Raw genomic sequence first — 9,805 nt, forward strand, 5'->3', positions numbered from 1 at the left:
TCTGAGCACAAATCACACTACACTAAAATACTGTCTCTAAAATAATATGTATTTAAGGAAGTCATATGAAGGTAGAGTTTATAAACCCTTTTTTATCATCTTTAATCAATGTCTTGGCTACCATGGCCCAAACGGAATTAACGCCTGGTAAACCCAAAATCAAAAAAGATGAAGTTGCCCAAGGTGACGTTTCAGGGCTGATAGGTATGGTGGGCCCACAAACTAAAGGATCTTTTTCGATTACATTCGATGAAAGTTTGGCTTTAGCCATCATGGAAAGAATGCTTGGTGAACGCCCTGATAGCATCAATGAAGAAGTCACAGATATGGTTGGTGAGATCACCAATATGGTCACTGGCGGAGCTAAAAATTTGCTAGGTGAAAAAGGCTATGATTTTGAGATGGCTACACCTATTGTTGTGTCTGGAAAAAACCACACAATTACACATCAATGTGATGGCGCAAAAATCATCATGCCCTTCACATCCCCTGATGGCAATGCCAATATCGAGGTGAGTTTTGATACTTTATAGACTACTCACCTTGTAAGGTAGCTATAATCGTTCGCTTTGATGCACAGTCCCGATGCTCACACAAATACAACCCCTGCCATGTACCTAACGCTAGCCTGCCATTATTGATTGGGATGCTTTGACTGCTCCCTATCAATGTTGATTTTATGTGGGCTGGCATATCATCCGGCCCTTCGTAAGTATGGATATAATAAGGGGCATTTTCAGGTGCCAATACATTAAAGTGGCTTTCTAAATCTTGTCTTACCGATGGGTCTGCATTTTCATTAATAGCCAATGAGGCCGATGTGTGTTGAATAAAAACATGCAAAAGACCAACTTGGAATTGCTTTATCTCAGGCAACTGCCTTTCAATTTCATCAGTGATCAAATGAAAGCCTCTACCACGCGCTTTAAGCGTAATCGTTTTTTGAAACCACATCGTTAATATCCATACTTATTAATTGAGTGCTGCAAAACAGGCATTGTTACTTTTTGGCATTTAAATATTCGTAACTGACTCGAGGGGTAACGTTACATAGCAGCTCATAGGGGATAGTTTCAGCATAGATAGCAACCTCTTCTACTGGCAAATTTGGACCCCACATTTCAACCTCATCCCCTATTTGCACACCAGCCTGATTATCACCGATATCAACAGTGATCATATCCATCGATACGCTCCCCACAATCCCAAAGCGTTGCCCTTTGATCATGACGGGCGTTCCATTTTTTGCATGCCGAGGGTAGCCATCACCATACCCCATTGCCACCACAGCTAACATAGTGTCTTTATCACTTTGCCAGCGACCTCCATAGCCAACAGGCTCATTAGCGGGTACTCGCCGTATTGCTATCACTTTAGTTGTCAGCTTCATTACAGGGCGCAAGCCGTGATTATGACCAACTTTTGCAACCATAGGAGATATACCATAGAGCATAAGTCCAGGTCTCACCCAATCACCATGACTCATAGGCCAACCTATAATACCGGCAGAATTAGCTAAGCAAAGCTGCTCTTGCTTGTTATCAACCAGTTTTAAAAACGCTTTTATTTGCTGCTTGGTCTTGGGGTTTTGTTTATCATCAGCACATGAAAAGTGCGTCATTAGCTGTATATTTGGCTTCACATTGGGCGAGTTCTTTAATCGCAGATAAAAGCGTTCTAACTGGTCGGGCTCAATGCCCAAACGGTGCATACCAGTGTCAATTTTAAGCCACACGGCAATCGGACCATCTAGCTGAGCTTGCTCCAACGCATTGATCTGCTCTTCATTATGAATGACTGCCTGAAAGTTATTCGCCAATAGAATAGGGATATCACTGGCATTAAAAAAACCTTCTAATAGCACGATAGGGTTTGTTAATCCGCCAGCTCTTAAGGCTAAAGCCTCATCGATTCTTGCGACTGCAAATGCATCTGCATCTTGCAAATGTTGAGCAATAGTGACTAAACCATGACCATATGCGTTGGCTTTGAGTACAGCCATAACCCTCGCACTCGGTGCCATCTCCTTTATACAACGCAAATTATGCGCTAGAGCAGATAAGTCAATCTCTGCCGCCGCTAACTTCATGTGCGACTCTCCTAGTATTCATCGTCAACCGCAGGACCTGCGTAATTATCAAAACGAGAGTATTGACCTTGGAAAGTTAACCTAATCTTACCAATTGGACCATTACGCTGTTTACCAATGATAATTTCCGCAATCCCTTTGTCAGGACTATCCTCGTTATATACCTCATCACGGTAAATAAACATAATTAAGTCGGCATCCTGCTCGATTGAGCCTGATTCACGTAAGTCTGAATTTACTGGGCGTTTGTCGGCACGCTGCTCAAGCGTACGGTTTAACTGAGACAATGCTATAACTGGGCACTGAAGCTCTTTTGCAAGCGCTTTGAGTGAACGCGAGATCTCTGCAATTTCTAACGTACGATTATCTGATAAGCTTGGCACACGCATAAGCTGTAAGTAATCCACCATGATCATGCTTATACCGCCATGATCACGAGCGATACGCCTTGCACGTGAACGAACATCCGTCGGTGTTAGGCCTGATGCATCATCGATGTACATCTTGCCTTTTTCCATAAGTAACCCCATGGTTGAAGACAGTCTTGCCCAATCATCATCATCAAGCTGACCTGTACGTACCTTTGTTTGATTAATACGCCCAAGAGATGCAAGCATCCTCATCATAATCTGTTCGGAGGGCATCTCTAGAGAATAAATAAGTACAGGCTTATCTTGCGTCATAGCAGCATGTTCTGCCAAGTTCATTGCAAACGTTGTTTTACCCATGGAAGGACGAGCTGCAACAATAATAAGGTCAGAAGGCTGTAAGCCTGCGGTCATTTTATCTAGATCTGCATATCCTGAGCTAACACCTGTTACACCATCCTGTGGCGATTGATACAGCTCTTCTATCTTATCAACGGTTCTTTCCAAAATATTGTGGAGGTTTTGTGGGCCATCGGTGCTTTTGGTTCGCTGCTCTGCAATCTTAAAAACTTTACTCTCAGCCAAATCCAATAAGTCATGGCTGTCTCTCCCTTCCGGGTTGAAACCTGCTTCAGCGATTTCATTTGCTACCGTGATCATTTCACGAATAACAGCCCGTTCACGTACAATATTGGCATATGCATCAATGTTTGCGGCACTTGGCGTGTTTTTAGCGATTTCTGCTAAGTATGCAAAACCACCAACATTGGTTAGCTGATTATTTTTTTCTAGCGTTTCGGAGATAGTGATAAGGTCAATAGGATTGCCAGCTTCAACCAACTTTTCCATTGCTTCAAATATCAACTTATGTGTGCGCGTATAGAAATCTTGCGCAACCACAAGTTCTGCAACTCGATCGAACGCTTGATTATCTAACATCAAGCCACCTAAAACCGATTGCTCAGCTTCAATGGAGTGTGGAGGAACTTTTAGCGTATCAACTTGAAGATCTGGTTTTGCCATAGCACTACATAATTTGGAAGTCGGAGGGCTATTTTATCTGTTCACACGATAAGTGCAATGTTATATGCCAAGCATGGTGAAATTAGAAAATGCGCCACCATTGGGATAGATGGTGGCGCTAATTAGCTAATTAGTTTTTCCTCAGTTCAATACGACCACTGACCGTATTAATTTCTACATCCGCATCTCCACCATTTAACACGAACTCTAATTCACCTGATGGTCCCCACTTAGCCTTTTTCATCTCATGTTCACTCAGTTCATTCTTAACTTTACCACCCGCGTGTACATCAATATCAAAGCGTGCAGAGATATCATCAGGTAAGTATAATCGTAAATCGCCACTCACAGTTTCCATATTAATGTTTGCATTATTTTTGAGCTTTTTAATACGTACATCTATCTCACCGTTGACGGTGTTAAGTTGTAAATCTTTCAGTTCATTAATGCGTAAGTCAACTTCGCCATTTACATTCTCCAAACGCACATCTTGCGCACTCGTATCACTTTCAATCTCCCCATTCACTGCATCTAGTTTTAGCTTTCCTTGAGAGTCTCTATCTTTGATTTCTCCGTTAACGGTTTCGTAGTGGATGTTACCGTTTAAGTTAGCCCCATCTATATCACCATTTATGGTTTGTAGAGATATTCTGCCTTTGAGATCTTCAACTCTTATGTCACCCTTGACCGTTTTAATATAAGTGCCCGCGTAGAGCTGACTGGCTGTTATATTGACACTGACACCTTCAAAGTTTAATTCGCTACTTTTGGGCATATAAATAGTGAGTTGCGACCCCTCACTGGTATTTTTCCAGCCTTTATACTGCTTTGGCATTTGTACTATAAACTCGGTAACTGACCCTTTAGTTTCTAGTTTGTAGCCTTTTGCTTTTTCATCAAGTGAGCCAGTAACCTTAAAACTTTCTTCACCCCACGTCTTTATGGTGATGTCACCTCGTTGATTTTCAATCACTATTTTTCCATTGCTAGGCACTGTGATCTGCTCATCTATTTGCTCTGCTGCAAAACCTACCAGAGGCAGCAGTGCTAAACCCATTAATAATGCTTTCATATTCATACTCCTAAATTTGTTGCCAACGAGGCTCATGCACCTTGTTTATTAAATCCAATTGTTGTTGATACACCTGAGCAAGCATCTTCAGCAATGCCGCATTCTCAGGATCGCTCTGCAATGCAACTTTTACAGCCTGCTCTGCATTTTCAAGTTCTTGAAGCTGCTCTTGCCAATTTGAAGTCAGCGCAGGTTGCGATTCGTACTGTACTAACAAGCTTTGCTTTTGCTGCTCGAAAAAGGCGCTAATATCTGTCATCGTATTTTGCTGAGGTTGCTTCATAACAACCTGCCAAGCTAAAAGGCCGGCTATGGTGCACGCTGCAACCCCCGTTAGTTTTGGCCAATAACTACTTGATTGCGTTTGTTGGTGACCTTGTGTGACTAAAGCTCGTTCAATACCAGGCCATAAATCTCGTTTTGGTGCGACTTCTTTTGTTTGTTCAAGCGATTCTTTTAGAAACTGCTCAAAATCAGGTTTACTCATGGTTATACCACTCCTGCAATAACTGGCGAGCGCGATGATATTGTGATTTACTTGACCCTACTGCCATATCTAACATATTGGCGATTTCTTCATGTCGATAACCTTCAACTGCGTGTAGAACAAACACTAAGCGCGCACGCTCTGGTAAACGAACAACCAATTTATCAAGACCATTCAACCCTTCACACATATTGCTCGCTTGCTCGTCCATACCACAGCCCTCAATGCTGACTACTTTTTGCAGCCAGTTTTTATGTTTGCGCAAGTAACTGATTGCTATATTGCTCGTAACACTGTGCAACCAAGTTGAAAACTGTGATTGTCCTTGGAACTGAGCTATCTTGTTCCAAAGCTGTACAAACACTTCCTGAGTTACATCTTCAGCATATTCAGGAGATGCCAACAGTCTTAGACAAAGCCCATAGACTCGCTTTTCATGCTTTCTATAAAGCAGCTCAAAAGCACTCTGATCACCCTGCTGAACTCGCAAAATCAGCTCATCTATTGGCAGTTGCTCTTTATCTGACAATGCCTGACTGGCATCTATTAACATCGTTATTTTCCCTTTATCTTGGTAAAGCTAGCTTGATATAAATACCATTTGCTTTCAAGTTACTATGTTAGACGAGACTAAAAGTGAAAAAGGTTTAAAAGGCTGGAAATTTTTTATGTATAAATATGAAAAAGCCCTTCTAATGAAGGGCATCTTTTAGTTTTCTTCTTTGACACGCTCAGGTAATCGATAATACCAGCGGTCGAAAACCAATGAAGGCGGGGTTAAAGTTGAGCCACTTCCACCAGAGCCCACACCTAAGTCTAGGGTTTTTAAGGCCTCGTCAAAATGATAATCAGCATTGCCTATACCGCTAATGAAGGAGCCTATAACACTCCCAAATATACTGCCGTTCCCTTGGATACCAATGGTAGCAAGAGGCGCATAAACCACTGCGTACATATCGCTATTACCACTGAGTGATACTGATTCACCCGCCTTAGCCGAATATATATTAAAAGCAGCATGCCCACTTGTAGCGATACCATGTTGCTCAACAAAAACGTTGCCACTACCACCAAGCTCTACATTTCCTGTGACAAAGATACTTAATGAACTGCCAGCTTTAATTGTCATTGAGGATCCGCCTTTGATGGAGAAGTCTCCATCAACTAAGAATATGACATCACCGCCTTGAATAATTACGTTTCCATTACTGCCGACATCAAAACCTTTCATCGTGTAGACGTATTCATTGCCTGACGTTGATGAGCCTAAATCATCATAACGTTGAGTTATATTGTCAAAAACATAGACATCGCTTTCAGAGGCCCAAATTATCGTTGGATCGCCATTACTGTTACCACTATTTCCATTCCGTCTTTCGTAAATCAGCCTTTGCGGAGTGAATGTATAGTAATCGTTTGCACCTACCGTGTAATATGGATAGCTGCTGCTATTACCAATCACTTGAGCCATATTGTCTACAATTGCGAGTGGGTCGCACTCGGCTGATCCTACGCCTGGGGCATCAATTGCGGCTATTTGAGGGTCAACGTTAAAACGACTTGACGAGTAGTGTACACCATCTTGATAAAAGTCACTGCCATCAGGAAAAGTTCCTGTACCACCGTACTGAATATCAAAGTCATCATTATTCAGGTTCGCAATGCTTGCCCCCCATTTCATGGTAGCATTGCCATTAGCACGTACATATCCAGTAATTTCACCGCCTAAATGTTCTATATTACCAACGGTTAACACATTGCCATCGACACGAATACCACCTCCTGGAGATATTTCTACATTACCATTGGCCATAACGTCACCATAAATTGGTGATGACCCTAACATATATACAGACCCAGCAGCATTCACATCGCCTTTGATAATGGAGTGCCCCTTTATCGTTACGTCGCCGTTTGTGCTGGACGTATTGATAATTGCGTTGCCCGCTTTAGTTTGCTCATAGCTACCAACGGAAGAGTCATAACTATCTATCAAACCACTGCCTTGCAAATACACGCCCGTACAGCCTGCGAGTAGGCTATCGTGTACAGGTGAAACCGTTCCTTTTGTAAATTTGTAATAAGCAATTATCTTATCGTTTGAGTCACCACTATAGCGCTCTCCTGAACTCGTGATCACAACAAGACTTTCATCCGTAGGATGTGCGGATACGGTTACATCGTATTTCAAATCATCACCCAACTCGCCACCACCGGTATAAACCCCCTGTGTTGAGATAAGCTCATCTCGCGTCAAAAGTGGCGATTGAATAAGTTCATTTCTTAAACGCTGCGCAACAATATAAATACCTTTTTCAGACAAAAAGCGTGCATTCATACTCTTTTGAAAGTTACCTGATAGCCGTTCCTGTACCAAAGTTTCTTTCATTGCGCCAAACACTACTACACCTGCCATTGTGCTCAATAGCAATACCTTAACAAGTGTAAAACCTCTATGCTTCTTCATGATTTACCTCATAATTACCCTAGTAGCAGCTAGGCTAATGACGATGCCATTTGCAAACTGTGTCGGTACATTGACTGGCGTAACGGTAACGTCTATTAGACGACCACTACGACTACTACCAAATTGTAAAGCCTCTACTCCTCTTAAAAGGTTCAAAGACCCTAAGCTTTCTCCTGTATCATTATTTACAATGTCGCAAGTAATATATCCATTACTTAAAGTATAGACCTCTTTGTATTCAATGGTAGGTACACTTCCTTGGCAAGATGGGCTATTTGCATTTTGCTTTACCTCTAATATCAAGCCATTTCCAGAAACCACAGGAGCTTCAAATGTTTGTTTAATGCTTCTCGATAAAATCTGATTGGTGTAACGGAGCACTTCTTGAGCATTTGCTAATTGCTGGGTCGTCAACACAGTGCTTTTTATCGCAGTATAAGACATTGCAATGCCAGCAAGTAAGAACGAGCCAACAGCAAGCGCAACCATCAATTCAACTAAAGAGAACCCTCTTTGCATATCAACTCCTCGTGCAGGTAGACAATAAGCTCATGAATGTGGCATTTAACGTCACTTGATTTGCTCCATCAATATTTTCCTTCATTCGCTCATCAACCCAACTAACTGTGATCACCATTTCGTCTTTATATACCTCTGGTACCGATACAGTAAATGTGCTTCGCATAGCCAGAGGAGGTAATAACCATTCCCTAAATGTCTGATCTTGGAAAAGAGATGGGTCATCATGCTGAATGACACATAATCGAGACCATATTCGCTCCATTGCATTTTGTCCTTGGAGCAAGGAGATTGTGTAGTCAAAGCTGTTTGTTGCGTATTGTAGTGTCTTCAGTTGTGTAGCAGCTAATCCCAATAAGGCAATACTTGCTATAACTAACGAGACCATTACTTCAATGAGGGAAAAACCTTTACTTATGTGCAATTTTCTTCCGCCTTACTCACCCAACTTTGACCGCTTTGAAGGATACAAAATCTATAGTCTGTAGTACTTGGATCATTGTCAGTCACAAGCATATTAACTGCTAGGTCTATTTCTCCAGTGGTACTTATTGTGCGATCTACATAACTGATTTGAATGGAAGTATCTGTGGCAGAAAACTGATTGATTGTCACTAGTACCCCATTTTCACGTGCTTTTAAAAGCCATGACGAATTACTGTCAATAAGCTGTACACTCTTTGATTGTTTAACTGCTTCACTACGCGAATATTTATAAAAAGCACTTAAAAGATTAGCGTTGTTAGTTAATCTATCTTGCTTTATTTGAGTTATAAATGAAGGCATCGCTACCAATGCCAAAATAGAGATAATCCCCAAAACCACTACAAGCTCAACCAAAGAAAAGCCCTTCTGCATATTAAAATGACTACCAACAACCATTTTCAGCGGCCCCTTGAGTACCTATATGGTCAATGGTTAATTCTCCACAATGATCACTCGCCTGCATACTTGTCGTCTTTGGTGTCGCAGTGAGCAAAAACTCTCTACTCGTAAAATTAGCACCACCATTAGGCTTATTTTTATGTTCATACTTAAAATTGTAATGTTCAAGTGTTGGCAGCGCGTCGAACTTGTCGCTATCTGGGTACCCCCCATTTCTCGAATATAAACGCTCAAGAATCACTGCGGTCTTTAATAATTCTTGCTGAGCTTCTGAGCGGACGCCTTCTTGAACAGCATTTAAGTATGTGGGATAAGCTAACACACCGAGTATTGCAACGATCGCCGATGCAATTAATAACTCTAACAATGAAAAGCCACGGTTTCGCATATTAAATTTACCCAAATTAAAGACAGCGCTGTCAAGAGCGTTTTTTTGATTGTACCAGCTTATTTAATAATACTTAATTATTATAGTCTGTATATATGCACATTGTACGATAAAAAACTAATCAATATGGCTAAAATACAACCCGAAGATTAATCACTAAGTATGCTATATCTAGGTTGAAAAAGCATTGTTCTAAAAAATTAGCCAGAGCGAGAATAGCTCGCGCTAACAATATGAACCAATTTAGTTGCCGCAAAAACGTTGGATGGCGCTTCGCTTATCACGACCTACATGGTGCAAAAGGTTAAAACAGTGTGGTAGCTTGGAAAAACGTAGCGCTGAAAAAGCTTAATGGCAAAGAGCGCAATGCTTACACTCTTTTTGCGCAAGGTGAAGTGAGCTGGTTTAGCTGCTGCTGAGGGATTCACACCTCAAACGTCGGATGGCGCTTCGCTTATCACGACCTACGTGGTGAAAAGGGTTAAAACAGTGTGGTAGCTTGGAAAA

12 protein-coding genes are annotated in these 9,805 nt (G+C 41.6%); 1 reads left to right on the forward strand and 11 read right to left on the reverse strand.

Translation table 11 applies throughout. The features are described 5' to 3' along the window. The first annotated feature begins 65 nt into the window (after positions 1-65). Complete coding sequence (locus HG263_RS21890) at positions 66-533, forward strand: chemotaxis protein CheX (RefSeq protein WP_171628195.1); 468 nt, start codon at positions 66-68, stop codon at positions 531-533. A gap of 1 nt (position 534) precedes the next feature. On the opposite strand, the gene HG263_RS21895 is transcribed toward HG263_RS21890, so the two are convergent. The 11 genes from HG263_RS21895 to HG263_RS21945 all read right to left on the reverse strand — a co-directional run bounded on the left by HG263_RS21895 (position 535) and on the right by HG263_RS21945 (position 9,298). Then, positions 535-954, reverse strand: a complete 420-nt coding sequence (locus HG263_RS21895; protein WP_171628196.1) for a secondary thiamine-phosphate synthase enzyme YjbQ — start codon at positions 952-954, stop codon at positions 535-537. Between the two features lie 46 nt (positions 955-1,000). Beyond that, positions 1,001-2,089, reverse strand: a complete 1,089-nt coding sequence (gene alr / locus HG263_RS21900; RefSeq protein ID WP_171628197.1) for an alanine racemase — start codon at positions 2,087-2,089, stop codon at positions 1,001-1,003. An 11-nt stretch (positions 2,090-2,100) separates the two neighbouring features. After that, the gene (gene dnaB / locus HG263_RS21905) at positions 2,101-3,480 is read right to left on the reverse strand and encodes a replicative DNA helicase (RefSeq protein WP_171628198.1); all 1,380 of its coding nucleotides are present in this window, start codon (positions 3,478-3,480) and stop codon (positions 2,101-2,103) included. Between the two features lie 130 nt (positions 3,481-3,610). Then, the gene (locus HG263_RS21910; RefSeq protein ID WP_171628199.1) at positions 3,611-4,552 is read right to left on the reverse strand and encodes a DUF4097 family beta strand repeat-containing protein; all 942 of its coding nucleotides are present in this window, start codon (positions 4,550-4,552) and stop codon (positions 3,611-3,613) included. Positions 4,553-4,562: 10 nt separating this feature from the next. Beyond that, positions 4,563-5,039, reverse strand: a complete 477-nt coding sequence (locus tag HG263_RS21915) for a hypothetical protein (protein ID WP_171628200.1) — start codon at positions 5,037-5,039, stop codon at positions 4,563-4,565. Further along, positions 5,032-5,592: an RNA polymerase sigma factor gene (locus HG263_RS21920; RefSeq protein ID WP_171628201.1), complete on the reverse strand. Its 561-nt coding sequence runs from the start codon at positions 5,590-5,592 to the stop codon at positions 5,032-5,034. Before HG263_RS21920 ends, HG263_RS21915 begins: the two co-directional genes overlap by 8 nt. Positions 5,593-5,748: 156 nt before the next feature. Then, positions 5,749-7,506, reverse strand: a complete 1,758-nt coding sequence (locus HG263_RS21925; protein ID WP_171628202.1) for a polymer-forming cytoskeletal protein — start codon at positions 7,504-7,506, stop codon at positions 5,749-5,751. 3 nt (positions 7,507-7,509) lie between these two features. Next, positions 7,510-8,025, reverse strand: a complete 516-nt coding sequence (locus HG263_RS21930) for a PilW family protein (RefSeq protein WP_171628203.1) — start codon at positions 8,023-8,025, stop codon at positions 7,510-7,512. A gap of 1 nt (position 8,026) precedes the next feature. Continuing rightward, on the reverse strand, positions 8,027-8,449 hold the full coding sequence (locus HG263_RS21935) for a type IV pilus modification PilV family protein (protein ID WP_171628204.1): 423 nt from the start codon (positions 8,447-8,449) through the stop codon (positions 8,027-8,029). Further along, positions 8,440-8,907 (reverse strand): pilus assembly FimT family protein, encoded by a 468-nt coding sequence (locus tag HG263_RS21940; protein ID WP_171628205.1) that lies wholly within the window; start codon positions 8,905-8,907, stop codon positions 8,440-8,442. Before HG263_RS21940 ends, HG263_RS21935 begins: the two co-directional genes overlap by 10 nt. Continuing rightward, entirely contained in the window at positions 8,894-9,298 is a 405-nt protein-coding gene (locus HG263_RS21945) for a type IV pilin protein (protein ID WP_171628206.1), read from the reverse strand. The genes HG263_RS21940 and HG263_RS21945 overlap by 14 nt, the downstream gene beginning before the upstream one ends. Between the last annotated feature and the right edge of the window lie 507 nt (positions 9,299-9,805).

The sequence above is a fragment of the Pseudoalteromonas caenipelagi genome (assembly GCF_013140855.1).
Classification (GTDB): Bacteria; Pseudomonadota; Gammaproteobacteria; order Enterobacterales; family Alteromonadaceae; genus Pseudoalteromonas; species Pseudoalteromonas caenipelagi.

Excerpts from the sequence above, each read along its gene's own strand:
- HG263_RS21890 (WP_171628195.1), top strand. The coding sequence starts at position 66 with ATGAAGGTAGAGTTTATAAACCCTTTTTTATCATCTTTAATCAATGTC.
- HG263_RS21895 (WP_171628196.1), bottom strand. The coding sequence starts at position 954 with ATGTGGTTTCAAAAAACGATTACGCTTAAAGCGCGTGGTAGAGGCTTT.
- alr (WP_171628197.1), bottom strand. The coding sequence starts at position 2,089 with ATGAAGTTAGCGGCGGCAGAGATTGACTTATCTGCTCTAGCGCATAAT.
- dnaB (WP_171628198.1), bottom strand. The coding sequence starts at position 3,480 with ATGGCAAAACCAGATCTTCAAGTTGATACGCTAAAAGTTCCTCCACAC.
- HG263_RS21910 (WP_171628199.1), bottom strand. The coding sequence starts at position 4,552 with ATGAAAGCATTATTAATGGGTTTAGCACTGCTGCCTCTGGTAGGTTTT.
- HG263_RS21915 (WP_171628200.1), bottom strand. The coding sequence starts at position 5,039 with ATGAGTAAACCTGATTTTGAGCAGTTTCTAAAAGAATCGCTTGAACAA.
- HG263_RS21920 (WP_171628201.1), bottom strand. The coding sequence starts at position 5,592 with ATGTTAATAGATGCCAGTCAGGCATTGTCAGATAAAGAGCAACTGCCA.
- HG263_RS21925 (WP_171628202.1), bottom strand. The coding sequence starts at position 7,506 with ATGAAGAAGCATAGAGGTTTTACACTTGTTAAGGTATTGCTATTGAGC.
- HG263_RS21930 (WP_171628203.1), bottom strand. The coding sequence starts at position 8,025 with ATGCAAAGAGGGTTCTCTTTAGTTGAATTGATGGTTGCGCTTGCTGTT.
- HG263_RS21940 (WP_171628205.1), bottom strand. The coding sequence starts at position 8,907 with ATGGTTGTTGGTAGTCATTTTAATATGCAGAAGGGCTTTTCTTTGGTT.
- HG263_RS21945 (WP_171628206.1), bottom strand. The coding sequence starts at position 9,298 with ATGCGAAACCGTGGCTTTTCATTGTTAGAGTTATTAATTGCATCGGCG.